This is a genomic window from Streptomyces sp. L7 (assembly GCF_050990935.1).
GTDB lineage: Bacteria > Actinomycetota > Actinomycetes > Actinomycetales > Microbacteriaceae > Leifsonia.
Genome location: NZ_CP194644.1, coordinates 2,404,239 through 2,430,094, shown reverse-complemented (window position 1 = coordinate 2,430,094; position 25,856 = coordinate 2,404,239). Strand labels below are relative to the sequence as shown.

23 protein-coding genes, 1 pseudogene and 1 riboswitch are annotated in these 25,856 nt (G+C 65.8%); of the genes and pseudogenes, 4 read left to right on the top strand and 20 right to left on the bottom strand.

The window, feature by feature from the left end; genetic code table 11:
• Positions 1 to 194 precede the first annotated feature (194 nt).
• Both ACR5MH_RS12070 and ACR5MH_RS12065 read left to right on the top strand, forming a co-directional pair.
• Positions 195 to 1,277 carry an IS110 family transposase gene (locus tag ACR5MH_RS12070; RefSeq protein ID WP_433861789.1) on the top strand — a complete coding sequence of 361 codons (1,083 nt, stop codon included), beginning with the start codon at positions 195 to 197 and terminating at the stop codon, positions 1,275 to 1,277.
• Positions 1,273 to 1,408: pseudogene (locus ACR5MH_RS12065) on the top strand (transposase); the annotation flags it as partial. The gene ACR5MH_RS12070 and the pseudogene ACR5MH_RS12065, both read left to right, overlap by 5 nt.
• 207 nt (positions 1,409 to 1,615) lie before the next feature.
• Here the strand turns inward: ACR5MH_RS12065 and ACR5MH_RS12060 are convergent.
• On the bottom strand, positions 1,616 to 2,479 hold the full coding sequence (locus tag ACR5MH_RS12060) for an IS3 family transposase (RefSeq protein WP_431349407.1): 864 nt from the start codon (positions 2,477 to 2,479) through the stop codon (positions 1,616 to 1,618).
• An 8-nt stretch (positions 2,480 to 2,487) separates the two neighbouring features.
• A complete protein-coding gene (locus ACR5MH_RS12055) occupies positions 2,488 to 2,772 on the bottom strand; it encodes a transposase (protein WP_431347418.1) in 285 nt (94 codons plus the stop codon).
• A gap of 507 nt (positions 2,773 to 3,279) precedes the next feature.
• Between ACR5MH_RS12055 and ACR5MH_RS12050 the strand changes: the two genes are divergently transcribed.
• Complete coding sequence (locus tag ACR5MH_RS12050) at positions 3,280 to 4,011, top strand: GntR family transcriptional regulator (protein WP_433861788.1); 732 nt, start codon at positions 3,280 to 3,282, stop codon at positions 4,009 to 4,011.
• A 278-nt stretch (positions 4,012 to 4,289) separates the two neighbouring features.
• On the opposite strand, the gene ACR5MH_RS12045 is transcribed toward ACR5MH_RS12050, so the two are convergent.
• The 5 genes from ACR5MH_RS12045 to thiO form a co-directional block, all read right to left on the bottom strand.
• Positions 4,290 to 4,880, bottom strand: coding sequence for a hypothetical protein (locus tag ACR5MH_RS12045; protein ID WP_431347415.1), 591 nt, complete (start codon positions 4,878 to 4,880; stop codon positions 4,290 to 4,292).
• Between the two features lie 133 nt (positions 4,881 to 5,013).
• Complete coding sequence (gene moeB, locus ACR5MH_RS12040) at positions 5,014 to 6,165, bottom strand: molybdopterin-synthase adenylyltransferase MoeB (RefSeq protein WP_431349406.1); 1,152 nt, start codon at positions 6,163 to 6,165, stop codon at positions 5,014 to 5,016.
• Between the two features lie 23 nt (positions 6,166 to 6,188).
• Positions 6,189 to 7,010, bottom strand: coding sequence for a thiazole synthase (locus ACR5MH_RS12035; protein WP_431347414.1), 822 nt, complete (start codon positions 7,008 to 7,010; stop codon positions 6,189 to 6,191).
• 2 nt (positions 7,011 to 7,012) lie between these two features.
• Complete coding sequence (thiS, locus tag ACR5MH_RS12030) at positions 7,013 to 7,252, bottom strand: sulfur carrier protein ThiS (protein WP_431347413.1); 240 nt, start codon at positions 7,250 to 7,252, stop codon at positions 7,013 to 7,015.
• Positions 7,249 to 8,502, bottom strand: coding sequence for a glycine oxidase ThiO (thiO, locus tag ACR5MH_RS12025; protein ID WP_433862646.1), 1,254 nt, complete (start codon positions 8,500 to 8,502; stop codon positions 7,249 to 7,251). Before thiO ends, thiS begins: the two co-directional genes overlap by 4 nt.
• Between thiO and thiE the strand changes: the two genes are divergently transcribed.
• A complete protein-coding gene (gene thiE, locus ACR5MH_RS12020) occupies positions 8,482 to 9,123 on the top strand; it encodes a thiamine phosphate synthase (RefSeq protein ID WP_431347411.1) in 642 nt (213 codons plus the stop codon). The two genes, thiO and thiE, sit on opposite strands and share 21 nt — an antisense overlap.
• On the opposite strand, the gene thiC is transcribed toward thiE, so the two are convergent.
• The 13 genes from thiC to ACR5MH_RS11955 all read right to left on the bottom strand — a co-directional run bounded on the left by thiC (position 9,120) and on the right by ACR5MH_RS11955 (position 25,841).
• Positions 9,120 to 10,853, bottom strand: a complete 1,734-nt coding sequence (gene thiC, locus ACR5MH_RS12015) for a phosphomethylpyrimidine synthase ThiC (protein WP_431347410.1) — start codon at positions 10,851 to 10,853, stop codon at positions 9,120 to 9,122. The two genes, thiE and thiC, sit on opposite strands and share 4 nt — an antisense overlap.
• Positions 10,852 to 10,960, bottom strand: a riboswitch (TPP riboswitch). Its footprint overlaps the gene before it by 2 nt.
• Positions 10,961 to 13,105: 2,145 nt before the next feature.
• On the bottom strand, positions 13,106 to 13,888 hold the full coding sequence (gene istB, locus ACR5MH_RS12010; RefSeq protein WP_407792078.1) for an IS21-like element helper ATPase IstB: 783 nt from the start codon (positions 13,886 to 13,888) through the stop codon (positions 13,106 to 13,108).
• Positions 13,885 to 15,105, bottom strand: coding sequence for an IS21 family transposase (istA, locus tag ACR5MH_RS12005; RefSeq protein ID WP_407792084.1), 1,221 nt, complete (start codon positions 15,103 to 15,105; stop codon positions 13,885 to 13,887). Before istA ends, istB begins: the two co-directional genes overlap by 4 nt.
• Positions 15,106 to 16,004: 899 nt before the next feature.
• Positions 16,005 to 16,277, bottom strand: a complete 273-nt coding sequence (locus ACR5MH_RS12000; protein ID WP_431347409.1) for a hypothetical protein — start codon at positions 16,275 to 16,277, stop codon at positions 16,005 to 16,007.
• Between the two features lie 94 nt (positions 16,278 to 16,371).
• Entirely contained in the window at positions 16,372 to 16,752 is a 381-nt protein-coding gene (locus ACR5MH_RS11995) for a hypothetical protein (protein WP_431347408.1), read from the bottom strand.
• Between the two features lie 635 nt (positions 16,753 to 17,387).
• The gene (locus ACR5MH_RS11990) at positions 17,388 to 18,302 is read right to left on the bottom strand and encodes an ROK family protein (protein WP_431347407.1); all 915 of its coding nucleotides are present in this window, start codon (positions 18,300 to 18,302) and stop codon (positions 17,388 to 17,390) included.
• A complete protein-coding gene (locus tag ACR5MH_RS11985; protein ID WP_431347406.1) occupies positions 18,299 to 19,345 on the bottom strand; it encodes an SIS domain-containing protein in 1,047 nt (348 codons plus the stop codon). The genes ACR5MH_RS11990 and ACR5MH_RS11985 overlap by 4 nt, the downstream gene beginning before the upstream one ends.
• Positions 19,346 to 19,388: 43 nt before the next feature.
• Positions 19,389 to 20,429, bottom strand: a complete 1,041-nt coding sequence (locus tag ACR5MH_RS11980; protein ID WP_431347405.1) for an SIS domain-containing protein — start codon at positions 20,427 to 20,429, stop codon at positions 19,389 to 19,391.
• Between the two features lie 37 nt (positions 20,430 to 20,466).
• Entirely contained in the window at positions 20,467 to 21,312 is an 846-nt protein-coding gene (locus tag ACR5MH_RS11975; RefSeq protein ID WP_431347404.1) for a carbohydrate ABC transporter permease, read from the bottom strand.
• Complete coding sequence (locus ACR5MH_RS11970; protein WP_431347403.1) at positions 21,309 to 22,259, bottom strand: carbohydrate ABC transporter permease; 951 nt, start codon at positions 22,257 to 22,259, stop codon at positions 21,309 to 21,311. The genes ACR5MH_RS11975 and ACR5MH_RS11970 overlap by 4 nt, the downstream gene beginning before the upstream one ends.
• 14 nt (positions 22,260 to 22,273) lie before the next feature.
• The gene (locus ACR5MH_RS11965; protein ID WP_433861787.1) at positions 22,274 to 23,545 is read right to left on the bottom strand and encodes an ABC transporter substrate-binding protein; all 1,272 of its coding nucleotides are present in this window, start codon (positions 23,543 to 23,545) and stop codon (positions 22,274 to 22,276) included.
• A gap of 49 nt (positions 23,546 to 23,594) precedes the next feature.
• Positions 23,595 to 24,491 (bottom strand): BadF/BadG/BcrA/BcrD ATPase family protein, encoded by an 897-nt coding sequence (locus ACR5MH_RS11960; RefSeq protein ID WP_433861786.1) that lies wholly within the window; start codon positions 24,489 to 24,491, stop codon positions 23,595 to 23,597.
• A gap of 132 nt (positions 24,492 to 24,623) precedes the next feature.
• Positions 24,624 to 25,841, bottom strand: a complete 1,218-nt coding sequence (locus ACR5MH_RS11955) for an ROK family protein (RefSeq protein ID WP_431349403.1) — start codon at positions 25,839 to 25,841, stop codon at positions 24,624 to 24,626.
• Between the last annotated feature and the right edge of the window lie 15 nt (positions 25,842 to 25,856).

The window sequence follows — 25,856 nt, the reverse complement described above, 5'->3', positions numbered from 1 at the left end:
GTGGCGGGTCTGACTCAAAAGAGATCTCGACGACCACTCCGCTCGAACGGCGTGCTGGCCTGTCTTCCGTTTGAAGTGTCGGCCCGCCGCGATCACAGGGAACCACGCTGACTTCATGAGAGCGTCGATCACTCGACTGGGATGTTGTCGCGTGGGTTCCACTTTCAGATTAGACAAGCGGCAGGGAGCTCACCATGGTGATGATCACCATCGGAGTTGATCCACACAGGAAGGTGTTCACCGCGTCCGTACTCGACGAGAGCAGACGCGATCTCGATCATCAACACTTTGTGAACACGGAGAAGGGGCATGCGGATGCGCTCGTTTGGGCGCAGTCGATCGGGTCGATCAACAAGATCGGAATCGAAGGAGCCAGCGGCCTCGGTCGCACTCTCGCAGAGTTCCTGGTCGACCGAGGACTGGACGTCAGAGACGTCCCGCCTCACAAGACCGCACAACGCCAACGGGGCCGGCACGAGGGAAAGTCCGATCGGCTGGATGCGCACCGCGTCGCCGCGGAAACGCAGACCAACGACCGACTCGCCCATGCATTCAAGAACTCAACCACCGCTGCCCCTAACGCAGTCCGAGACCAGATCGCGCTCTGGCACAACGCCCGCATCTCGCTGCGGAAGATCCGCGTCCAGCTGATCGGAGAACTGGACGCACTCATCCAGGATCTTCCCGAACGGATCCGGGTGAGACTTCCCGAGCGCACAACTGCGCGGGCTCGGATCACCGCAGTCGCCGCGCTCGGACACGTGCGCAGCACCGACCCCGTCCAACAACTGCGCCTGAAACTGATCCATCATCGGACCAAGATGCTCAAGGACGTGCTCGAACAGGACAAGGTCGCTGCGGCGGAGCTCGCCAAGCTCGTGGCAGCGAGCGGATCCACCCTGCCCTCGATCCCAGGGATCGCTGCCCGTTCGGCTGCAGAGATTATTCTCGAGGTCGGCGACCCGCGGAGGTTCACCGAGGCAGGCTTCGCGAGGTTCAACGGAACCGCACCGATACCCGTCAGCTCCGGAGAAGGCGGCGGCCGACCACGACGTTACCGTCTCAGCCGTGGCGGGAACCGGCGACTGAACGCCGCTATTCACCGAGCCGCGACCACTCAGCTGCGTTGCGAACCACGCGCCCGTGAACTCTACGAGGGGGCCCTCAGCCGCGGACACACCCGTCGAGAAGCGATGCGAATCCTCAAACGGCACCTATCGAACACAATCCACCGGACCATGATCCGCGACGCAAAACAGGACCACCTCTTGACATGAGAGCTTCAAACGCCGCACCGACGTCGTCGGCACCTTCCCGAACCCCGCCGCGCTCGCCCGTCTCGCCGGGCACGTGCTGATCGAGCAGCACGACGAGTGGGACGGCGCCGACCGCCGCTACTTCAGCGAGAACTCGATGAAGCTCCTGAACGCCACCACTGAGGAGGTGATGCTGCCCCAACTCGCTGCGGCATAATCAACAACACTGACCCTCACACGGTGTCGAGAAAATCCACCACCAAGAGGGACGTCACCCATCGGTAGCCTCCCCAGCATCAAGACACAAGATCCGGCAGACGGAGCCTGACCCGGTTTCCCGGACGGTTTCGGTGTGTTGATCATGCCGCGATTTCGGCGGCGGTGTGAAGGGCTTCGTAGTCGGCGGGGCTGAGGTTGCCGAGGCTGGTGTGCCGTCGGCGCGGGTTGTAGAAGCCCTCGATCCACTCGAACATTGCTGAGGCCAGCTGGGTGCGGGAGTCCCAAGCGGTGCGGTCCAGGAGCTCGCGTTGCATGATCGACCAGAATGACTCGATGAGAGCGTTGTCGACGCTGGAGGCGACTCGGCCCATTGAGCCCAACAGGCCGGCTTGGCGGAGCCGGTGCCCGAACAGCCAACTGGTGTATTGCGCTCCTCGGTCGGCGTGGACGATGGTGCCGGGCTCGGGGCGCCGCCGCCAGCGGGCCATCTCGAGGGCGTCGACGACGATCTCGGTGGTGATCCGATCCGAGATCGACCAGCCGACGATCCGGCGGCTGAACGCGTCGATCACGGCCGCGCAGTAGACCCATCCGTCTTTTGCGCGGTGTTGGGTGATGTCGCAGAACCAGAGCCGGTCCGGTGCGTCCGCGCGGAATCGCCGCTTCACCAGATCCTCATGGGTGGCCGTGTCCGGCTTCCATCCGCGTCGCTTCCGGCGATGCGAGACCCCGATCAGGCCGGCGCTGCGCATGAGCCGGGCAACGCGTTTGCGGCCGACGTGAACGCCGAGCCCGAGCCGCAGCTCGGCCAGCACGCGCGGTGCCCCATAGGTTTGGCGGGAGTCGGCGTGGATGCGGCGGATCGTCGCTGTCAGCTCGGCATCCGCGACCGCCCGCGCGGACGGGGGCCGGGTGGCCCAGTCGTAGTAGCCGGAGGTCGAGACGTTCAGAAACCGGCAGGCCACCGCGACGGGGACACCGTCCGCGGCGAGCTCCTGGACCAGCCGGAACCCTATTTTGGGAGCACGTTCTCCCTCGCGAAATACGCGCTCGCGCGCTTGAGGATCTCGTTCTCCATCTCCAGCACTCGGTTCCGGCGACGCAACTCGACGAGCTCCTTGTGCTCGTCGGTCGTGACACCAGCCTTGCGGCCGGAATCGACCGCGTCCCGGTGCATCCAGTTCCGCAGGCAGGATTCACTGATCCCGAGATCACGGGCGGTCTGCGCGACAGGGTTCCCCTGCGCGACCAAATCCAGGGCACGACGCCGGAACTCCGGCGGGTGAGCAGCAGGCATCTCACGGACTCCTCTCTGAGACGATCATCGCCTCAACTCAGGTGTCCGGAAAAGCGGGTCAGGCTCCGACTAAGCAAACGACAAGACAGTGGCCTCATTTTCAACCGTCGCATTGGCCCCGCTTTCGAACGTCGTGGACACTTAGCCCAAACGGACCATTCGGCGCGTCTGATGATAAGAACAAGCGCGGTGAGCCGTTGCCTTACCAGGCTCCGCCGGCTCGGCTGTTCCTCGGCATACGACGCTCCGGCTGACCATCGGACAGCAGCTGCTGCATCGGGACTTCGACCAAAGTCGGGCGTGTCCAGCATGGTTATTGGGTTAGTTCACCTCGTTGGCTTCGCCGGGCGAGAGATAGATGAATTTGGCTTGAGGGGGTTGCAGCTGCCCGGGAGGCCACCTCGTGGCCTGAGAGGAGGGAGCACTTCGAAATTTCTTCTATGGTTAAGGTGACGTTACCTTGTATCCCGAACCCGAATCGGGAGGGAGCGCCTCAGTGGAGGAACGATGCCGCTACCGCAGTCCAACTTGAGGGAGGTCAAAGTCCCGGGGTTGGTTCGTGAACGCGCTTACTCGATGATCCGAGACGCGATCCTGACGGGAAAGCTCAAGCCGGGAGAACGGTTGGAGGACGCTGAGCTCCAAACTTGGCTGGGTATGTCGCGGACGCCAATCCGCCAAGCGCTGCTGGCGTTGACATCGGAGGGTTTTGTAGAGACCGCTCCCCAATCCCACACGCGCGTGGCGAAGGCCCGCGCCGAGGACGCATCCGGCTACCTGCAAGCGGTGGGCGTTCTCGTTACCGGGATGACTCTCCTCGCAGATCCCGTGATGACGCCGGGTCAGCGGACTGAACTCGTTGCCCACCTTATTGGAGGGTTAGCGGCGATCGATCGGGGGGATCGACAGGGCTTCATTGCCCAGGTGACCCAGTACTACACCGACCTGACCGCAGTATGTCCCAATCCATTTCTAGTGCGCTTGGTAGAGCAATCTGCGAAAGGCCTTGGCTTTAATCTCGTCGTGGCGTTCGCGGATGTGTCGATCGACTGGGCGGCTGTTCGGGTCCAGTATGAAGCTCTGGCGCGGAGCTTGAAAGCCGGAGAAGGCGGGGCATCGACAGAGGAGGCAACCCGCCGCATCTTCGGGTTGCCTCCTTTCGACGGAGCCAGTGACTTCGGCACTGTCGAACCTGACCCGATCACGAGCGACCGCAGTCGCGAGTTGCGTCTCAATTAGGTGATGCGGGCGGGTGCTTCACCGTCAACCTGCACGGTGCTCGTCGGTATCGGAACTACAACCGTGGATCGGTCGTCAAGCAGGGAGGTCAGGTGCGCATCCGCGGAGTCGAACTCCTAAGAGAGCCCTCCAGTTGGGCACGCACTCGAACAGCTTTCGGTAAACTCAGCGCATCGAGTTTTGAGACGATCACCTCCAGGAGTTGGGTCCTCTCCTCCTGGATCCTCCGCAGTTCCGCTCGCCTGTATTCGCCCGGAGGAATGCCCGCGAAGGCCTCACTATGGACGGCCGTGGCCGTCGCTCGCGTGGGAGGAGCCGCCCGCGTTCTGCGCGTCGCCGTGGGTCGTGTGGCCGGTCGCTGCGTCCGTCTCGGCCGCTCCGTCGGTCCCGCTCGGCGCGGTCGTCGGCGGGGGCGTCGGTGCGGCCCGGTGGTCGTCGGCGTGCCCTGGTGCGATGATCGTGGCGCAGTAGGTGTCGATCGAGCCGGCGCCTCCCGAAGCCTTCGCGAGGGACGCGTACGCGACGGAGGTGGACGCGAGACCGCCGTGCTCGAAGGCGGTGCACAGGCCGTGCGCATCCGGCCCGGCCGCGTCCGGCCCGACCGGGACCTCCGTCGACGTCGGGTCTGGGGTGGGTGTGGGCGTCGGGACGTCCGTCGCGGAGTCGGTCGGCTCCGCGGTGGGAGGCTCGGTGGGGTCGTCCGTCGGGGCGGCGGTCGGCGCGCCGATGAGCGTGTGCGCCTCGTCCTGAAGTCCGGTGGGGAGCGCGTCGGCGTACGCTGCCGCGGCGGTTCCCCCTGCGGTGATGGTTCCGAGCGCAATGAGCCCGACGGTGAGCTTGTGGCCGACAATCACGGAGATGAACGACATCCTGGTCCTCCTCAGATTCCGATGGTGGTTGGACGCCGTTCGGGCGGGCCCTCGTCTTCTCTTAATCGACCGGAGCACGCGAAAGGTTACGCGCACCCCCAAAACGGCTGCGTGGCAACGTAGCGCGCCGCGTTCAGCCGCTGCGACGCATCAGCTCTCTCGTCCATTGATCAAAGCCTCCGGACAAGACGCTGACGGCTGTGTACCCGGCAGCTCCGAGGATCGACTGTGCTGTGCGGGCTCGCGGTCCGGCTTTGCAGTAGAGGACGATGCGTCGCTCGAACGGTGTGCCGTCGATGGCAGCGTTTCGCTTGAGCCGGCTGACCGGAACCAGGCGCGACTCGGGGATCCGACCGGCCGCCCACTCGTCTTCTTCTCGTACGTCGACGAGTTCGAACTCCGACCTCCCGGCAGAGCGTTCCCGAAGCAGGTGCTCGAGTTCCGGGACGGTGATCGAGTCGACGCCCCAATCGGCCACGACATCTGCGTTGCACGAGTCGGGTTCGTCGGTGAGACGTGCGGCGGTGAGTCTAGCCGGGTCTATGACGACGTGGAGTTCCCGCCAGGAGGCATCTTTGAGGTCGAAGGTGGCGAGCCTTCCCAGTAGGGATCGCCCGGTACCCGTGATGAGCTTCACCGCCTCCGCGGCCATCATCGAGCCGGCAACGCCGCAGAGCATGCCGAAGACGCCCGCTTCCCCGCACGACGGTGCTGACTCGGGTGGCGGCGAGTCGGGGAAGAGGTCGCGGTAGGTGGGGCCGTGCGCGCTCCAGAATACGCTGACCTGCGCTTCGAATCGGAGGATGGAGCCCCACACGCAGGGCTTCCCGGTGATCTCCGCAGCGTCGGACACGAGGTATCGGGTCGCGAAGTTGTCGGCTCCGTCGATGACGAGGTCGTACTGCTCGAACAGCTCCATCGCGTTCGCGGCCGTCAGACGGAATGGGTAGGTCTCGACTCGGACGAGCGGGTTGAGCGCTGCGATCGTGTCGCGTGCGGAGTCGACTTTGAGGCGGTGGACGTCGTCGGCGCTGTGGATGACCTGGCGCTGGAGGTTGCTCGTCTCGACGCGGTCGTCGTCGATGATGCCGAGTGTTCCCACGCCGGCGGCGGCCAAGTAGAGGAGGATGGAGGAGCCGAGTCCTCCGGCGCCGATGATGAGCACGCGAGCGTTCTTCAGTCTGCGCTGGCCGAGGACTGCGATCTCGGGCAGCAGGATGTGCCTCGAATACCGGTCGTATTCGTCGGCCTCCAGTTCGGATGCGGGTTCGACGAGGGGCGTCATGCTGTCGCGGTGGGTCGTTGCGGTCACAGGTCGGGTCGGCCTTCCATTGACGAGGAGGCGAGCGCTCTGGTGCGGCGGGGGATACGCCCGGAGAGGGCGGCGAGCCTACCGGCGATGACGGCGTGGCGGAAGGCGGTGGCCATGCCGACGGGGTCCTGTGCGCGGGTGACGGCGGTGGCCAGCAGGACGGCGTCGCACCCGAGTTCCATCGCGAGGGCTGCGTCGGAGGCGGTGCCGATGCCGGCGTCGAGGACGATCGGGACGTTCGCGCGCTCGACGATCAGTGCGATGTTGTGCGGGTTGAGGATGCCGAGGCCGGTGCCGATGGGCGCGCCGAGCGGCATGACCGCTGCGGCGCCGAGGTCCTCGAGCCGGCGTGCGAGGGCGGGGTCGTCGTTGGTGTAGGCGAACACGGTGAAGCCGCGTTGGACGAGTTGCTCGGTGGCGGAGGCCAGCTCGGCGCCGTCGGGCAGGAGGGTGTCCTCGTCCGCGATCACCTCCAGTTTGATCCAATCGGTCGCGAGCGCTTCCCTGGCGAGTTCAGCGGTGAGGACGGCCTCCCGGGCGGTCAGGCAGCCGGCGGTGTTCGGCAGAAGTCGGATGCCTTTGTCGGCGATCAGGCGGAACAGGGAGCCCTCGGCGGAGGGGTCATGCCGGCGCATCGCCACGGTGGTCAGCTGCGTGCCGGAGGCGGTCAGTGCCGCGCCGAGACCGGCATGGCTCGGGGCGCCGCCGGTGCCCATGATCAGGCGGGACGTGAACTCCACGCCATCGATTCGGAGAATGTCGGCGGGGAGGTTCTCGGTCTCCGGGGCCGCGTCCGGGCCGATCGTTTCCGTGAGCATGGTCATCCTCCCTGGGTCGCGCTGACGATCTCGATGATGTCTCCGTCGGCGAGCTCTTCGCCCGCCCAGCCGCTGCGCGGAATGACGGCGGAGTTGACGGCGACGGCGATGCCGAGTGGCGCTGCGCCGGAGGTCGCTCCCCCAGCGCCGACCCGGATGCCGGTGCGTTCTTCGACGAGGTCCGCGATCGAGAGGGTCGCCTCTCTTTTCTGCGGCTGGCCGTTGACGGTGATCGTGATCATGCGCGGATCCTTCCTGCGATGGTCCTGGGGCTGTTTCGAGTCGCGAATCGGTCGGGACGGATGTCGTCCCAACGCGGGTCGTGCTCCCCGTTGATGAGGTGGAGGCAGATGTCGGCGGCGATCGGGGCGAGCAGGACGCCGTGGCGGAAGAATCCAGTGGCGACGATCAGTCCCGGCACATCGGCGCCGTCTGGTCCGGTCATCCGGCCGAGCAGGGGGGCGTTGTCCGGTGTCGCCGGGCGGGCTCGCGCGGTCGCTTCGACCAGTTCCAGGTCGGCCACGGCAGGCAGGAGCTCCTGCGCATCGCGCAGGAGGCGATGGACGGCGCCGGCGGAGACTCCGGGCATCCCGTCCTCGCGCTGCGTCGCTCCGATGACGAGCGTTCCGTCGGAGCGTGGGACGAGGTAGACGCTCTCGCCGTGGACGAGGCCGCGCACGGTGGCCGAGAGCAGCGGCTGGAGGGCGACCGGAACGCGTAACCGCAGGATGTCACCGAAAACCGGTCGCAGCGGGAGGTGCAATCCGCCCGGAAGGGCTTCGAGCTCGTTTGCGCCGAGGCCGTTGGCGAGGACGACCTCCTCCGCCGAGACCTCCTCGTTCTCGGTTCGCACGCCGGTCACGCGCGAGTCCGGGTCTGCCGTATCCGCGTGGAGCAGCGCGACCACCCTCTCGCGCACGATGACGCCGCGGCCGGTTCGGATCAGATCGTCGACCAGGCGGGCTGCGAGGGTGCGCGGGTCGACCTGATGGTCGCCGCGCACCCGGTAGGCGGACGTCACGCGTGGGCCGAGCAGGGGCTCCTGCGCTCGGGCGGCGCCTGTCGTCAGCCTCTGGACGTCGAGGTTCCAGCGACGGTGGGCGGAATGGAGGTCGGCCAACGCCTGCCGGTCGCCGGCATCGATCCCCACCAGCAGGGTCTCCGTCGGCAGATACCCGGTCGGTTCGCCGTTCGGGGAGAGCTCGCGGATGAACTCCGGGTACCGTGCGGCCGAGGCGAGCATGAGCGGGAGGAGGGCGTCCTCCTGGTAGTGGTACTCGCTCACCGGGGCGAGCATCCCGGCCGCGGCGAAGGTGGCGCCGCGGGCCGGCGCCGGGTCGAATAACCGGACGTTGCGGCCGGACCGGGCGATCCGCCAGGCGATGGCCAGGCCGATGATCCCGCCGCCGACGACCGCTACGTCGACGACGGTCCGGTCGGAGCGGCTCGCGGCCCCGGCTACGCTGACCTCATGTCCCTCGCCGCCGCACAGCTCTACCTCTGCACCGATGCCCGCACCCGTCAGGGCGACTTCGCCGACTTCGTGGGCGCCGCGTTCTCCGGAGGGGTCGACATCATCCAGTTGCGGGACAAGACCCTCGAGGGCGGCGAGGAGCTCGACGTCCTCACCGTCCTCGCCGAGGTCGCCGCCCGGCACGGGAAGCTCTGGTCGGTCAACGACCGCGCCGACATCGCCCTGGTCGCCCAGGCCCCGGTACTGCACCTCGGCCAGAAGGACCTGCCCGTCCCGGTCGCCCGGACCGTTGTCGGCGCGCAGACGGCGATCGGGCTCTCCACCCACAGCGTCGAGCAGATCGATGCCGCGATCGCCGCTGATGACCTGGACTATTTCTGCGTCGGCCCGGTCTGGGCGACGCCGACGAAGCCGGGCCGTGCCGGGGTCGGTCTCGACCTGGTCCGCTACGCGGCCGATTCTGCCTCGGCCCGGCCGTGGTTCGCGATCGGTGGCATCGATGAGACCACCATCGAGGAGGTCGTCGCTGTCGGGGCTGAGCGTGTGGTCGTGGTGCGGGCGATCACCGAGTCGGCTGACCCCGCGGGCAGCGCCGGGCGTTTGCGCGCGGCGCTCCCGGTTCTCGCGCACCACGGCTAGGGCCGGGTGGAGGTGGGTGCGGGGAGGTAGACCTTCCCGCCGGCCTCGGCGAACTCCGCGGACTTCGCCGCCATCCCGGCGACCCGCTGCTGCTCGGTGACGCCGCCGAACTGGTCGCGGATGTCCTGGGAGATCCGCATCGAGCAGAACTTCGGCCCGCACATCGAGCAGAAGTGCGCCGTCTTCGCTGGCTCGGCCGGCAGGGTCTCGTCGTGGAACGCCTCTGCCGTGACCGGGTCCAGCGACAGTGCGAACTGGTCGCGCCAGCGGAACTCGAACCGTGCTTTCGACAGCGCGTCGTCCCGCGCCTGCGCGCCCGGGTGGCCCTTGGCGAGGTCGGCGGCGTGGGCGGCGATCTTGTAAGTGATCACGCCGGTCTTCACGTCGTCCCGGTCCGGCAGGCCCAGGTGCTCCTTCGGGGTGACGTAGCAGAGCATCGCGGTGCCGTAGCGGGCGATCTCGGTCGCGCCGATCGCGGAGGTGATGTGGTCGTAGCCGGGGGCGACGTCGGTCACCAGCGGGCCGAGCGTGTAGAACGGGGCGCCGTCGCAGAGCTCCTGCTGGCGTTCCACGTTCTCCCGCACCAGGTGGAACGGCACGTGCCCGGGGCCTTCCACCATGACCTGCACGTCGTGCTGCCAGGCCCGCTTGGTCAGCTCGGCGAGGGTGTCCAGCTCGGCGAACTGGGCGGCGTCGTTCGCGTCCGCGATCGAGCCCGGCCGCAGCCCGTCGCCGAGGGAGAACGCGACGTCGTACCGGGCGAAGATCTCGCAGAGCTCGTCGAAGTGTGTGTAGAGGAAGTTCTCCTGGTGGTGGGCCAGGCACCAGCCGGCCATGATCGACCCGCCGCGGGAGACGATCCCGGTCACCCGCTCCGCCGTCAACGGCACGTAGCGCAGCAGCACGCCGGCGTGGACGGTCATGTAGTCCACGCCCTGCTCGCACTGCTCGATGACCGTGTCCCGGTACACCTCCCAGGTCAGCGCCGACGCGTCCCCGTTCACCTTCTCCAGCGCCTGGTAGATCGGGACCGTGCCGATCGGGACCGGGGAGTTGCGGATGATCCACTCCCGGGTGGTGTGGATGTCATCGCCGGTGGAGAGGTCCATCACCGTGTCCGCACCCCAGGTGGTGGCCCACTGCAGCTTGGAGACCTCCTCGGCGATCGAGCTCGTCACCGCGGAGTTGCCGATGTTGGCGTTGATCTTCACCAGGAACGCCTTGCCGATGATCATCGGCTCCGACTCCGGGTGGTTGACGTTGTTCGGGATGATCGCCCGGCCGGCCGCGACCTCCGACCGCACCAGCTCGACATCGCAGTTCTCCCGCAGCGCGACGAACCGCATCTCCGGGGTGATCACCCCGTCGCGGGCGTACCGCACCTGGGTGATCGTGCGCCCCGGCAGCCCCCGCCGCACCGGCGGCTTCGCGCCCCGCCACTCGGCCGACGCCTCACCCCGGCGCATCGCCGACCGGCCGTCGTCTTGGAGGTTGCGCTCGCGACCCTCGTAGACCTCCGTGTCGTCGCGGACGATGATCCAGCCTTCACGCAGCGGCGGCAACCCGACGACCGGGTCGCTGCCCGGCCCCTCGGTCCGGTACACCGTCACCGGCGGGTTGATCGTCCCATCGGGCGACGGGTCCAACCCGATCCGGCTGACCGGCACATGGAGGTCGTGCTCCGTGTCGTGCAGGTAGGCCAGAGTGCGTGCAGATACGACAGAATCCATCGAGGAGACTCCTACTTCCTTCGCCGGCATTACCCGGACAGGTTCGAACGGTCGCAGGCCGCGTCAGCCCGATCTCAGCCCTTGCGAGGGCCCCCGTGTGGATACCGAAACTCTACAACACGATCCCGCAACCTCCCCAGCGCTGCCGATCGGATCACGTGGCCCCCTTCGAGGGAGGCACTGCGAGCGACGAAGGAGCCTGATCCATGCGATCTGTCCACGGTCTACGGCAGGGGTAGGTTCATCCACATCACACGAGGCCTCGCATTAGGGGCTAGGGATGGCCAGCGGCAGCACTACGCGAGCCTGTCGTGCCTGGTCGAGTCGGTGCTTCGGGGCGCTGGGGTCAACTCCTCCATCCCGTCGCTGGTCGTCACGAGCGATCGGCTCTTGGCCCCGGTTACCTCTTCGGGGCCGGCGGCAATCTCGAATGTATTCCCTCCCGCGTTGCGGGATTTCATGGCGAAACCGCGGCGCGGTATCTTCGTTGGGCGCCTTCCGAGTTGCGTGCAACGCGGAGCGCCTTCCCTTCAATCCAAGAGGAGGGGGCTCACCTTCAGGAGGGGGAGTCCCCTCGCACTAGCTAAAGGAGCCCGCTGTCAAGGCCTCCGTCAGTTGCACAGGGGTCCATGGCCTTGATGGCGGGAGAGGTCGTGGAGTAGACCAAGTACGTAGCGCGGTGGCAGTCCTCGGCCGGCGCGGATCCGGTGGCGCAACCCGGGCTGCGGATCAACCGGCGGCAACGTCAGAGGAGCGCGCTGGTTCTCGTTCTGTGGCGCGGTGCCGTGGTTCTCTGTCGCGCTCGCGGCCTCGGCCACGAAACCGCGCCAAGATCCCTACCTTGGCGGACCTAAGAGCAGCTGGAGTTGCCGACGTCGGACCGAAACTCTACAACACGATCCCGCAACCTCCCCAGCGCTGCCGATCGGATCACGTGGCCCCCTTCGAGGAGGCACTGCGAGCGACGAAGGAGCCTGATCCATGCGATCTGTCCACGGTCTACGGCAGGGGTAGGTTCATCCACATCACACGAGGCCTCGCATTAGGGGCTAGGGATGGCCAGCGGCAGCACTACGCGAGCCTGTCGTGCCTGGTCGAGTCGGTGCTTCGGGGCGCTGGGGTCAACTCCTCCATCACGTCGCTGGTCGTCACGAGCGATCGGCTCTTGGCCCCGGTTACCTCTTCGGGGCCGGCGGCAATCTCGAATGTATTCCCTCCCGCGTTGCGGGATTTCATGGCGAAACCGCGGCGCGGTATCTTCGTTGGGCGCCTTCCGAGTTGCGTGCAACGCGGAGCGCCTTCCCTTCAATCCAAGAGGAGGGGGCTCACCTTCAGGAGGGGAGTCCCCTCGCACTAAGCAAAGGGCCCGCTGTCAAGGCCTCCGTCAGTTGCACAGGGGTCCATGGCCTTGATGGCGGGAGAGGTCGTGGAGTAGACCAAGTACGTAGCGCGGTGGCAGTCCTCGGCCGGCGCGGATCCGGTGGCGCAACCCGGGCTGCGGATCAACCGGCGGCAACGTCAGAGGAGCGCGCTGGTTCTCGTTCTGTGGCGCGGTGCCGTGGTTCTCTGTCGCGCTCGCGGCCTCGGCCACGAAACCGCGCCAAGATCCCTACCTTGGCGGACCTAAGAGCAGCTGGAGTTGCCGACGTCGGGAAGGTGGTTGTTTGGCAACGGTCACAGGCTAACAACACGAGATGGTCCGTCGCCCCGTCCCGAAAGTACGGGTTTACCAGTTGGCGCAACTGCGTTCCGCATTGCATGCAACGGTGCTCATGCGCGGCGCGGTTGCGAGCTCTCTTGCGCTCCGTGCCCACTGATGCCTCGGCATTTTGTTGGCGGGTTCCGCGTTCACCGCGGGGCTCCAGTTGCTCACAGGTAAGCCGCTGGAGCCCCACGGGGCTTCGCCTAACCCGAATAGGCGAAGCATGCCTCGGCTGGGGATGTGTCCGTGTGCCGAGCAACCGTAGTCGGGGGAACCACGGTCTGAAATTAGAATCCCGCACGGCTCGGCGCCAGCGCAAGGCCCCGTTCGAGGTACACGGTCGGGGCGCAGCCCGTCCGATATTTCCGGCTCATCGTGATCGACGCTCAGAAGGGGGATAGTTTGCCAGGGTGGCGGTTGACTAACCTCAGCGGCGGCAGCATCGCCATCCTCCGAACCAGGTCAAGTCATCGGCAGCGTCCCGGGCTGTCAGCGCTCGTCAGGAATTGAGCACTTTCGCTCGTGAGGAATTGAGCACTTCGTTGTGTGGTTAGTTTGCCGCGTTTTCGGCGCGGACGGAGGGTAGCGTCTCGATCTCGGTGTTTCGGAGTCGATAGCTGGAGCCCTTCAGTGTGACGACTTCGGCGTGGTGGACGATGCGGTCGATCATGGCCGCGGCGACGACTTGGTCGGAGAAGACGTCGCCCCAGCGGGCGAAGGGCATGTTGCTGGTCAGGATCAACGACGCGTGTTCGTAACGGGATGAGACGAGTTGGAAGAACAGGTTCGCGGCGTCTTGCTCGATCGGGATGTAGCCGACCTCGTCGACGATGATCAGCCCGTAACGGCGCAGCTTGGCCAGCTCAGCGCCGAGCTTGCCAACCGTGTGGGCGGCTTGCAGGCGGGTTACCCATTCGGTTGCGGTGCCGAACAGAACCCGGTGACCCAGGTGGGCGGCTCTGATCCCGAGCGCGATCGCCAGGTGTGTCTTGCCAGTCCCGGGCGGACCGATCAGGACGACGTTCTGCCCGCCCGCGAGAAAAGCCCCGCCGGCCAGGTGCAAGATCGTGTCGCGCTTCAGCGCGGGTTGGTGATCGAACACGTAGTCCTCGATCGTCTTGCGGGCGGGGAACCCGGCCGCCCGGATCCGCAGATCCGATCCGGAGGAGTCCCGGGCCGAAACCTCCCGATCCAGGACGGCAGCTAAGTATTCCTCGTGGGACCACCCGGCGTCGCGGGCCTGCTCGGCCAGCCGGGCAGCGTGCTCCTGGATGCGCGGCGCCTTCAGCGCCCGGGCGAGATGGTCGATCTGCTTGATCGCGGTGCTAGTCATGCGGTGTGCTCTTCCTGGTCGAGGGTGATGCCGAAGAAGGCGTCGTAGTCGGCCAGATCCCGCAGGATCCCGGCATCCTCGATCGTCTTCGGCCACGGTTGCTGGAACGCGACCCGCAGCCGGCCGGCGCTGCTGACGTGTTCGGGGTCGGTGATCCGTCCGGCGCGTCCCCAGCTGCGGGGATGGTCGGCGACCAGCCGACCGGCGAGACGCGCTTGGACCCGCTCCAAGTCGGCGCTGACATCGACCATCCGATCGATCGCCGCCGGGTCGACGGAGTAGTCATTGCCGAGCACGGGCGTGTAGTAGTCCCGGCCGACCCGGATCCGGTTGCGGAACCCGGCCTGCGGGTCCAACGGCGGCAACGCCAGCATCGACCTCCGGTCCAGCTCGATCAGCTGAGTCGGCCGGGTCTGGAGCGATCGGACCGTTCGTTGATTCGCTCTGGTCAGCCAGGTCGCCAGCTGGGCGTTGAAGTCGTCGGGGTGCTCGAACTGGCGGCCAGGCATGAACGAGGTCTCCAGGAACTGGTTCGCTCGTTCGACGATGCCCTTGGACTCCGGATCGAAGGGCTTGAGCTGAACAATCCGAGTGGCCAGCGTCCCGCAGAACCCGGTGACGCCCTCCGCGAGATGGTTGCGGCGGCCAATGCCGGCCTCGTTATCCCAGATCAGTCGTCGGGGAACGGCGCCCAGCTGCCCACTCAGCAGCGACCACATGCCGGCCAGCAGGTCCGGTGTCTTGCGGGTGGGTAGCATCCGGGCGGTGATGAACCGTGAATACGAGGCGACCATCACCAGCACCGGGAAGGACGCCCATTGGCCGGTCCCAGTCGGAATCCGCGCTGGCGGGAACCAGAGATCGCACTGGACCTGGTCGCCCGGGGAGTAGTCCAGCCGGTCGGCTGGGTCCTTCGGTGAATACTCCGGCCGCAGCAGGGCGACCCGTTTCCGGAACCACGACGGCGACCCTGCCCAACCGACTCGTTCGGCGATCACCGTCGCCGGCATCGTCGGGAACTCGGCCAGCAGCGACCGGACCCGCGGCTCGAGCTCGTCGAACGCCGACGGTCTCGGCGGCTGCTGATAGGTCGGCGGCGCTGGCGAGGCCAACGCCCTCGCCACCGTGTTCCGCGACAGCCCGAGCTGTCTGGCGATCTGCGCCTTCGGCACTCCCTCTGCCAAGTGCAGCCGCCGAATCAAGGCCCAATGCTCCAAGGTGATCACCCGTCCAATCTGGATCAGGTGCTCAATTCCTCACGAGCGTTTCTGCTCAATTCCTAACGAGCGCCGACACGGGCTGCAAAACGAACGAGGAACATCTTTGAGTGAGCCTCCCCGGGCACCAACTCTTGAGCGACCACCTTTCGTTGGCGGGATATTTGGTGCCAGAAGTATGCAGCCGGCTCCTCTACGCCGATCGGGACAAGCTGGCAGTCTGCGGCCAACACGCCCCTTTTCGTTGCAGCTCAGGCGCATGCCGACGAGGGTGCTGACCGCTTTGCGGGCAAAGCGCGATGGCGCATCACAGTTGCCCTCTGGACCGGATCGGGTCATCATGGCCCGCTGGCGGCGCACCCGGAACCAGTGGCAGCGGACCGGTGGCAACGAGACAGGATCTGAGGAAGAAGCCTGGGCGAAGAGCCGACTTTAGATGAGCTCGGGGGCACCCTCGGGCTCGGCCGCACGATGAACGAGCGAATGGTTGGACTGCACCGATCCTCGGCGATCATCGGAGAGGGAATCGTGGACACTGAGCGGCTTGGCTACGCGGCGCAGGTAGGTACCGGCCCGGACGGCGGCGAGCTGCCTTAGGGCGTCGAAGAGGTACCGAAAGATCTCGAGGACCGAGTGGCGCCAACACGACGTCGCCGATCAACGGGGTTCGGGAGGAAGTCCTTGCATGGCCTTCAGATGTACTCATCCGAAATGATGCCGAGTTGGCGTCCCCCCGCTATAGGAAACGGGCAACCTTGGAGGATTGAAGCAGCCGAATTTTGCGGACTCGTGGCCGTTCGGTCGATCTGCGCACCGGCATGGGCGGTTGCAACGAATATTACTCGTCAGAACCGGACATCCCCGCGTCCGTCGGCCCGGTGGCATACAGCCCGAAGGAGCTATCCGTCCCAGCCGTCCAGTTCGCCGACATAGAATGCCGCCTCCCAGCCGCCGGCACCCGCAACCGGTGCGGTTTCGTTCTGCCCATCCGAGTCCACTGGCTCGATAACGATCGTACTTGCCGGTCCGACGAACAATTCGAGTGACCCAAGATCAACGAACTCGCCTCCAGCACGTATGGCATCCAGGAGACGAGCCTTGGTTGCCTCGTACTCGGCGACCACGAGCCGCCGACCAGCAATATGGAAGACATACCGGCTCAACGCATCCATCCTTTCGCGCCATTCCTTCGCGCGCTACCCAGTGCAACCTGGCGCGCGCATTCGCCCGCGTGTACGATCACGGTCCCAGAAGCGCTGTTTCCAGTCACGCCAGGGCCTGCTCGTTCGGTTCGTGCAACATCCGATACGTCGCTCCGCGCTTGGCAGGATGTTCGCCCAGGCTCTGCAATCCGGCCTCGACTAGCACAAGTCGCGCTTTCGCCGCCTGCCGACGACTGACCCCGGCGCGCTCAGCCAACTCCGGCAGCGTGAGCACCGTAATGCCTCTGGCGTTGGCTGCTGACGCATCTATCTCTGCCACCGTCATAATCAGTTCGGCATCGATCCCGTGAAGAGCCATCCAGTGCGCCGCCTCAGGGCGGCGAAGCGCACGCTCGACTTCCCACAGCCAAACCCCGGCATCGGAGAACCGGGCAGTGTGCCTGATCGGCGCAGCGCCACGCCTGCGACTGGGTTGGTCTTTCACTTGCGGGTGATCCTTCGCAGCAGCCTCCCAAGTCGACGGCTGGCGGGGGCGCTTCTTCTTGTTCTTCCTCGACGGGCACGGCCGGTCGAGGTGCGAACAGCACATATCCGCACTCCGGGCAATCGTATACGTACTCATGCACGGCAAGCCCCACACCGTAGAACCAATTGCGAAACCGTCTCATCCGCGATCGGCAGCGAGGACACAGCACAGCCGACAATGTTCCACCTCAGATTCGGGCAGGGACAGCGGCCCCAAGGACAGGTGGCGGACCCCAGGCAACCCGAATGCCCAGGGCCCTCACTGACCAGGCCTAAGCACAGCCAGCGACGCTGCAGTCAAAATAGACAGCAACCAGCCTAGACAGTATGCAGAATTAGAATTCTGTCAAGCAGCGCACTAACCGTCTGCTTGTAGCCGCCGGTCGCCAACTAAATGGTGCCGGCGCAGTGGCGCCCCTTGGTCGCATCGTGGCCCCGCATACCGGGTAGGAATACTTGTGATGCCTCAAGCGGCGACAGTTCTGTCTCAAGCTTCGGTAACAGCAGCGGGCTCGCCGTCGCCGCAACGGCGACCCCGCGGGGCCGACCGGGCGGTTGCTGTTGCCATCGATGCCCTGGACGACGATCGGCGTACTAGCGCAATAGGCGGGCGGCGGTGAGACCCGCACCGATCGCTCCCCCGAAATCGTCGAGTTCTGTCGGTGCCACCCGGAAGTCGAGCATACGGCCCGCCGTTTCCGCAAGGGAGGCGTCGAGCGCGGAACCGAAGTGGGGTAGCATACGTGCTGCGGACCCGCCGAGAACCACGAGGCTGGGGCGGTAAAGCTCGATCAGTGTTGCAAGACCCTCCCCTAACCGCGCTCCATAGTGCTGAAAGACACGTCGAGCGTCCGGCGTATGAGCTGCAGCGGCCAAGCTATCGATCGCTTCCACCGCGGTCCGGCCCGTCACCCGCTCGGCGGCCCGCTGAAGAGCGCGCCGCGAGGCGACTTGCTCCCAGCACGCGGCCCGGCCGCAATAGCAGGGCGCGTCGCCCCTGACCGTGAGGTGGCCCGCCTCGGGATGGATTCCGTCCGCGCCTCGCACCGGCGAACCGTCGACGATCATTGCGACACCGATCCCGGTGCCAAGCGTGACGTGCAATAAGTTCGCCGAACCGCGAGCCGCGCCGCGCGAATCCTCGGCCAGCGCGGCAACCACCGCGTCGTTCTCTATGACGCTCGGCACGCCGAATGCGTCGCGCAACAGTGGGGTGAGGTCGAAGTTAGAGAATGCCGGCAGCGTATCCGGGTTACGAATGACTCCTGAGCTGTCTATCGGCCCGCTCGCGCCGATTCCGATCGCTCTGAGAGCGGATTGATCTCGGGCCGCGAGCCTCCCGTCGGCGAGACGTTCGAATGCGTTCCGGAAGAAGGTCAGGGCTTCCTCGGCCCCGCCGGTATGCGGCGTTGCGACGACGAACCGATCAAGCACCGTCCCTTCTGGGTCCATGCGGGCGAATCGGGTACCGGTGCCCCCGAGGTCGATTCCGACCACGAAGCTGCTCACAGGGCGGTGGTCACCTTGCTGCCGTAGGCGAACGAGCCGGGAGTCACCCCGTTGGCGTGGGAAAGGTCCACAGCGATCAGCTCGGCCGCCACGGCTCCGGTCGCCAACCCCTCGACGGTGGTCCGACCGCGCAACCCGATACTGATAGCCCCGTCGGGGGCCTCGCCACCGACGATCACGACAGCCGCTCCGGAGTCCACCAGGTCAGACGCGAGCGCATGGAGCCGACGGTCCACGGTCGGAGCGGCGGCCGAGAAAAGCACTGCGAGGAGGCCCTCACCGGCGAGCTCGTAAGGACCATGCCGGAATGCGCCGCCCGCGAAGCCCTCGGCTGCGAGCTTCGAGGACTCCTTCACGATCAGTGCGCTGTATAACGCCGTCGTCGCGTCGTCTGCCCAACCCACCATTGCTATCCGGCGATCAGGAGCTGCGACCAGCCGCGCCGCGATCTCACCGAAGGAGGGTGCGGCTATGGCTGATGCGACGGCGTCTGCCATGGCGTCGATCTCCTCGCGAACCGCGCTCTCCTCCTCTCCGGTGAATGCCGCCGTAAGCAAGCGGTGCACGCCAAGCGTGTTCAGGTAGCTCTTTGTGCTGACCGTCGCCTCTGCGCCACTGTTCAAGGGGAGGAACAGGTCGGCATTCTTCGCGAGCGGGCTGGTTTCGTCGTCCGTGATGCCGATGACGGCCGCTGCTGTTACGGCTCCGGATGGCCGTCGGTCGAGCAGCTCCACGATCTCTCCGCTGGCCCCGGACTGGGACGTCGCGACCACGAGAGTTCGCGGGGTCAGAAGCCCGGGGGTATCCAAGAGAGTGCTCGCGTCGACGCACCAGGTCGGACGTCCGGAAGCGGCGAGTTCCCGCGACGTCGGCATCCCGGCAAAGTACGAAGAGCCCATCCCGGTGAACACGATGCGATCCCAACCACGCGACGCCAGGGAACGCAGCTCGCCTGGCATCTCCGCGGCCGCGAGCCGGCGCAAGGCGTCAGGCTGCTCCCTGATGTCCGCTTCGAACCCGCTCGATGTCGAAGGTGTGCTCATCGTCGCCCTTTCATGACGCGGTCGCTCTGCTCGTGCTGCGCTTTCATTCCGCGGCGGTGAGACGGTTCAGTTTCGTGTCGTCCTGGTGGTACAGGAAGTCCTCGATCGGGAACGACTTGTGCTCGACCGACGCAGCCAGAACCAGCTGGGCGAAGACGACCTCGACCACCGCCCGGCTGAAGCCGCCCAGTTCCGCAGCGATGGGAACGATGGTCAGGCCCGGATGCCCGGCTGCCGGAATGCTCGATTCCGGCGCCGACGTCACGAGAACCACCTTCACCCCGGCGTCGAGGACCGACCCAGGAATGCTCAGTTCTCGACCGTCACCGAAGATAACGACCAGGTCGCCCTCCGACATCGCTTCCATGGGTCCGTGGAGGTACTGGTACGTCTCGTAGGCCCCGCTCGGCGTCCTCAATCCCTCGCGGAACATGAGCGCGGTTTCGGCCGCGGAGGAGAAGGACACACCACGACCGACACAGTCGATCGCGGGTGCGGCAGCAGCAAGCACGCCAACCTCGGCGGCCAGGCGCGGGAACTCGGCGAGCGCGCCCTCCACCAGAGCCGGAATCGCGTCGAAGTCTTCGCCCGTCCCCACGCCGTGACGTTCCGCCCAGATCCCGAACGCCAGCAGCGTGGCCGTGAAACCGGCGGTGTACACAGGAGAGTCGTCGAATCCCCCGAGGAAGAGGGTTCCATCGATGACCTCCTTCAACGGCGCGTCGGCGTCATTGGTGAGACCGAGCCTGCGTCCGGCCGACAGCGCGCGGGCTGCGGCGATCGGCTCCGGGCTCTGGCCTGATTCGGAGACGACCAGATAGTGGTCTGCGGGCTGGTATCCCGGTGCGGCCAGCTCGAGATCCGACGCCGTCAGGTTGACGCAGCGCACACCGGCTTCGGCCAAGACCGCGACGAACGCATGCGCGGCATGGCCGGATGCACCCATGGCGATGACGCCGACAGTCTCGCTGGGCTGAAGGGGTGCGATCGGGCCGGCATCGAGCGACTTCCGCAACGAAGCCAGCGCGAGGCTGAGAGCTTCAGGCTGACTCCGAACGGCCTGGATGAAGGGGATCTTGTGCATGGTGTGCTTCCTAGGTGTTGGTTGTGACGGCGACGGCTCAGCCTTTGACAGCGCCTGCGGACATGCCGCTGACGACGTACCGCTGGAACACGACGCCGACCAGGATGGGTGGCAGGGCGGCGAGGATGCCACCGGCGGCCACGAGACCGAAGTCGGTCGTGTAACGGCCGGCGAACTCGCTGATCGCAACGGGCAGCGTCTTTGCGGCATCCGAAGACGTGAAGATCAGTGCGTACATGAATTCGTCCCACGCGAGGAGGAAGGCGAACATGATGGCTGCGAAGATCCCGGGCCGCGCAGCAGGGATCACGACCCGGAAGAGGGCGCCGAGCCTTGTCGTGCCGTCAATGCGCGCCGCCTCCTCGAGCTCTTCAGGGATCGTCAGGAAGTAGTTGCTGAGGATCCAGAGGACGAAGGGGACGACGAGAGCGCAATCCACAATGATCAGCCCGGTGACGGTGTCGAGCAACCCGAGCGAGTTGAGGATCAGGTAGAGGGGGATCAACAGGGCGATCTGAGGAAGCATGTAGCTCGCGAGGAACACCATGAGCGTGGCTTTGCGTCCGCGGAACCGTAGCCGGGCGAACGCGTAGGCGCCGAGGATTCCGACGATGATCGAGATCGCGACGGTACCGACGGCGACGATCACCGAGTTCCCCAGCGCCGCACGGAAGGTCTGCGCTGCGTTGTCGGCACCGGCGAAGATCTGGACGTACCGGTTGAAGTAGAGCTGGTCCGGAATCCATTTCAACGGTACCGCGATCAGCATGCTCTGCGGCGAGACACTCGCGATCACCATCCAGGCGAACGGCGCGAGGATCACGACCGCGACGCCCCCGGCAGCGAGGTGGATGAGGAGCGAATTCCGGGTCGCGCGCTTCACAGGAGACTCATTTCTGAACGGCGGAGGAGTCGGAGATAGATGGCCGTGAGCGCCAGGATCACGAGCACGATGATGTACGACAGGGCCGATCCCACACCGAAGTTCTGATCGGAGAAGGCGGTCGTGTACGCGTAATACGCCACCGTCTGGGTGCCGTTGACCGGGCCGCCGCGGGTCATGGCGTAGATGATGTCGAACACCTTGAACGCTTCGACCGTCCGCAGGACCAGCACGATCGAGATCGATGGAACCAGCATCGGCAGCACGATGGACCGGAAGATGCGCGGCCAGCTCGCGCGGTCCATCTTCGCGCTCTCGTAGAGTTCTCCTGGGATCGCGGTGAGGCCAGCGAGGAGGAAGAACGCCACGAGCGACGTGTTCTTCCAAACGTCGGCGATGATGACCATGTTGAGCGCGAGGTTGGGGTCGCCGAGCCACGCCTGATACTGCTGGATCAGTCCCAGCTGACTCAGCAGGGCGTTGAGTGCGCCGTACTGGGCGTTGAAGATGCCCTTCCACATCGCCGCATTGACGATAGTGGGGATCGCCCAGGGGATGATCACGATCGCCCGGAAGAGCCACCGTGCGCGGAGCTTCGCGTTGAGCAGGCCCGCCACGATGAGCCCGAAGAAGAGCTCGAGGGCGGTGGACACTAGCGTGAAGTACAGGGTCCGCCCGATCGACGCCCAGAAGGAAGAACTGCCGAGAACGTGCACATAGTTGGCGAACCCGACGAACGGGGTGTCGGTTGCCAGCGCCGAATCGACCTGGAAGAACGAGATGAACAGAGTCCGGAGGATCGGGTACACGATCACCCCGAAGACCGCCACTCCGGCCGGGAGAAGCAGCCAGAAAGCGAGCCTGCCCTGCTTCTCCCGTTTCCGCTTGCCGATCGGGGCCTTCTGCGGGGACCGGACCGGCTCAGTTTCGACGCTGGCAACAGACATAAGGTTGTACTTTCTTAGCCGTTGTTCGCGGCGTTGACGGCGTCATCCATTGCCTGCTGCGGCGTCTTCTTGCCGAGAAGGGCGTTCTGGATTTCGACCTGCAGTGCTTGCGAAACCGTGTTGTAGTTCGGCATCTGAGGGCGAGGGATCATCGAGTCGTACGCGGTGGCGGCCGCCTTAACGACCTCCGGGTTCGTCGCGATCACGCTCGGCTTCGAGTAACTCGCCTTCCAGTCGCTGGAGTTGCTCTGGACGAACTTCTCCTGGACGGCCTCGCTGGTGACGTACTCGATGAACTTCCATGCGGCAGCAGGGTGCTTCGACTTCGCCCCGATGGACAAAGCCATCGAACCGTTGACACCCGGGTTCTTGCCGGATGGCCCCGCGGGCGTCTGCATGACTCCGGCCTTACCGACGATCGTGGAGATCGTGGGGTCGTTCAGGTCGCGGAAGGTGGACTCCCAGTTCAGTTCCATGGCCGTCTTGCCGGATGCCATCGACTTGTCAGTGTCGTCTTCGAGGAAGGTGGTCGAGGCGGGGTCGCTGAGACCCTCGTCGATCGACTTCTTCATCCAGGTGAGGGCCTCGACGCCCGCCCCCTTGTTGATCGCGAGCTTGCCCTTCGCGTCGGTGAAGGTGCCGCCCCACGCGCCGAGCAGCTGAGCGTAGTCGCACACTAGCGCCTCGGCCTGAGACCAGCTCCACGCAAGCGGATACTTCACGATGCCGGCATCCTTGATCTTCTTGGCTACCGCCAGGACACCGTCCCACGTCTTGACGTCGTCCTGGGTGGCCCCGACCTTCGCCAGCATGTCCTTATTGAAGAAGAAGAGTTTCGTGGAGGGTCCCCACGGCACGCCGTAGTACTTCCCCTTGTACTCGCTTGTGTTCAGGGCGCCCCCGAGCATCGTCTTCTTCCAGCTTGAAGGGAACTTGCTGGTGAGGTCGGCGACGATCCCCTTCGTGGCGAACTCGGCGGGCCAGATCACGTCTGTCGCGACAGCATCGTAGGTCCCAGCCGGCGCCGACGTGACGATCTTGTCGTGCAGCGCCTCGTAGGCCACGAACGTGGTCTTCACCGTGATCTTGGGGTTCTTTGCTTCGAAGTCCTTGACCATGGAAGCGACATCGCTTTCCGAGTAACCGGCCTGTTTCATCAGGAGGACATTGATCGTGCCGGTGGCGCCGCTATCGAGGGCCTTGGATGACGAGGCGCCGGTGATGCTGCAAGCGGAAAGAGCCAACGACGTGGCCGCGACGACGCCCAGCGCTGCGAGCGCGCGCATTCGGCGATTCCGGGTTTTCATGAAATCCTCCTTGATTCTTGGTGCAGGGTTAGGTGATGGTGCGAACCGTCGCTGTTGCGCGCAAGCGCAAGAGCTCCAGCAACGGGGGGACGTCCAGCAGGTGGACCGTGAGATCAGGAGTGAGCGCGCCGACATGGCGCGAGAACGCGTCGTACAGCCGCGGCTGGTTGGTGATGACTCCACCCGCGCAGACCACGTCCGAGGAGACAGCGCCCCGCGCGACGACATTCGCGACGCTTCGCGCCAGTTCGCGCGCTGCGTCATCAATGACGACTTCTGCGAGCGTGGACCCGTGATCGGCGGCACGGAAAACCATCGGGGCCATCGACGCCCAGGCCGCCAGCCGCGAGTCCTCGGCGAAGGAGTTGGCCGCAGCCTCGACATCGGCGACCGAGAAGTGTCGCATCAACTGCTGCGCGAGCACGTCCGGCTCGGCACCCGCGTCGCGCGCGTCGAGCACTGCGCGCATGCCTTCTCGCGCCAGAGCCGCGGCGCTCCCAGGGTCCCCGAGAAGATGCCCATAGCCACCCGCCGTGATCATCGATCCGTCAGCGGCGTGAGCCACGATCTTGGACCCTGTTCCCGCGACCACTGCGATGGCTTCCGTGAACCCGGCCGCGGGCCCGAGGAGTTCAACGTCGTTCACTGCGCGGATGGGTCCCCGGTGCTGTCCGCGAAGGGCCCTTTCGAAGTCGCGTACTTGCGCCCTGGTGTCCAACCCGTGCGCCCCGATGACGACCGCGGAATGCGACGAGTCACCCAGAGCCGCGAAGGTGGAGAGAAGGCTTTCTACGCTGCGTTCATCGTCCAGCAGGCCGTTGTGCTGCCACTCCCTCGTGGGGAGCACGCGGTCGAGAACGACATCGTCGCCGTCGGCAGCCAAGACATGCGTCTTGGTCCCACCGATATCTATTCCGACGAACACGTCGCCTCCAGTCACCGTCGTGGAACGAACTCCCGATAAAGGATTGTTTCTTATCGGAGTGATAATAAGCCACTGTAAATAACGCGGTACGGGAAGTCAAGTTTCGCGCGGACGGGCCGTACGAGGGGCCAATCAGTACGCGACGTATGCGAACCCGTTGACTTCGCTCGCGGCGAGCTCCGCAACGCCGAGCAAAACAGCGTCGACCCGGTGAGTGGCGGCGATCATGGGCGGCACGGTCATGATGCGGCCACTGAGCCGCTGTTGGATGGCAGGGATGACCGTCTCCGCACTGCCAACGAAATTGCTGCCGACGACCACCAATTGGGGATCGAGGATGATGACGATCGCCGCCATGGCGATCGCGACCATGTCAAGGACCTCTTCGGCGAGTTCCGCGGCCGCAGCATCCCCTTCTCGTGCACGCTGGAAGATGTCCTCAGCAGTGACCAGCGTGCCAGCGGGGAACTCTATCCCGCGATCACGGGCGGTCCGTGTGAGGGCGACGGAGCCGATCCTGTCTTCAAGGTCGCCGATGTCCGAATACGAGCGCTTGAACGACGCGCGTTCCATGAGCAAGTAGCCGATCTCACCCGCTTCGCCATTGGCTCCCCGATGGAGCTGTCCGTTGGTCACTATCCCTGAGCCCAGGCCGTTCTCGAGTACGAGGGCGACCAGGCTGGAGAGTCCCTGGCCCGCGCCGCGAGTCGACTCCCCGTAAGCGAGCGAGTTCGCGTCGTTCTCGACGACCACGGGAAGCGTGGTGCGGGATCGCAGGTAGGCGCCGAGTTCCAAGCCGTCCCAGCCCAGTTCGGGCATGCGGCCGACCGCGCCACCTGCGCCCTGGATGACTCCCGGGACGGCGACGCCAATGGCCACGCAGGGCGTGGCCATCCCCCGTGCGGTCTCGACCAGGAACTCGACCAGCTCAGTCGTGAGCCGCAGCGAGTCCGGCTGGCCTTCCGGGGCGTCGGCTTGGGCCCGGCGTCGGTTGCTCGCCCCGAAACTCACTTCGCGGCGGAACACGATCTTGCCGTCGAGGTCGACCAGGGCTCCGGTTGCGCCTTGCGCACGCAATTGAACGGCAACCACGACCCGGGTGCCGCCGGCGAAACGGAGAAGGATGGAGGGCCGCCCTCCTGTGGAGGGCTCGACGCCAGCGTTCGCCACTATTCCCTTATCGAGAAGGTCGGCGGTCAACCGGTTCACTGTGGCCGGGCTCAGCCCCGTCATCGCGCCGATCTGCTGTCTGGAGAGGGCGCCGGAGCTCTTCAGCGCTTCGATGATCGACGTCTGATTGACCCGGGCGAGCGTGCTGGTGGTCGCAACGCCGCGTCTTCTCGCCGCCATCACGCCCCCCGTTCG

Excerpts from the sequence above, each read along its gene's own strand:
- ACR5MH_RS12050 (WP_433861788.1), top strand. The coding sequence starts at position 3,280 with ATGCCGCTACCGCAGTCCAACTTGAGGGAGGTCAAAGTCCCGGGGTTG.
- ACR5MH_RS12045 (WP_431347415.1), bottom strand. The coding sequence starts at position 4,880 with ATGTCGTTCATCTCCGTGATTGTCGGCCACAAGCTCACCGTCGGGCTC.
- ACR5MH_RS12035 (WP_431347414.1), bottom strand. The coding sequence starts at position 7,010 with ATGCTCACGGAAACGATCGGCCCGGACGCGGCCCCGGAGACCGAGAAC.
- ACR5MH_RS11955 (WP_431349403.1), bottom strand. The coding sequence starts at position 25,841 with ATGGCGGCGAGAAGACGCGGCGTTGCGACCACCAGCACGCTCGCCCGG.
- thiC (WP_431347410.1), bottom strand. The coding sequence starts at position 10,853 with ATGGATTCTGTCGTATCTGCACGCACTCTGGCCTACCTGCACGACACG.
- ACR5MH_RS11985 (WP_431347406.1), bottom strand. The coding sequence starts at position 19,345 with ATGAGCACACCTTCGACATCGAGCGGGTTCGAAGCGGACATCAGGGAG.
- thiS (WP_431347413.1), bottom strand. The coding sequence starts at position 7,252 with ATGATCACGATCACCGTCAACGGCCAGCCGCAGAAAAGAGAGGCGACC.
- ACR5MH_RS11970 (WP_431347403.1), bottom strand. The coding sequence starts at position 22,259 with ATGTCTGTTGCCAGCGTCGAAACTGAGCCGGTCCGGTCCCCGCAGAAG.
- ACR5MH_RS12055 (WP_431347418.1), bottom strand. The coding sequence starts at position 2,772 with ATGCCTGCTGCTCACCCGCCGGAGTTCCGGCGTCGTGCCCTGGATTTG.
- ACR5MH_RS11965 (WP_433861787.1), bottom strand. The coding sequence starts at position 23,545 with ATGCGCGCGCTCGCAGCGCTGGGCGTCGTCGCGGCCACGTCGTTGGCT.
- istB (WP_407792078.1), bottom strand. The coding sequence starts at position 13,888 with ATGACTAGCACCGCGATCAAGCAGATCGACCATCTCGCCCGGGCGCTG.
- moeB (WP_431349406.1), bottom strand. The coding sequence starts at position 6,165 with ATGACGCCCCTCGTCGAACCCGCATCCGAACTGGAGGCCGACGAATAC.
- thiE (WP_431347411.1), top strand. The coding sequence starts at position 8,482 with ATGTCCCTCGCCGCCGCACAGCTCTACCTCTGCACCGATGCCCGCACC.
- ACR5MH_RS12070 (WP_433861789.1), top strand. The coding sequence starts at position 195 with ATGGTGATGATCACCATCGGAGTTGATCCACACAGGAAGGTGTTCACC.
- ACR5MH_RS11980 (WP_431347405.1), bottom strand. The coding sequence starts at position 20,429 with ATGCACAAGATCCCCTTCATCCAGGCCGTTCGGAGTCAGCCTGAAGCT.
- ACR5MH_RS12000 (WP_431347409.1), bottom strand. The coding sequence starts at position 16,277 with ATGGATGCGTTGAGCCGGTATGTCTTCCATATTGCTGGTCGGCGGCTC.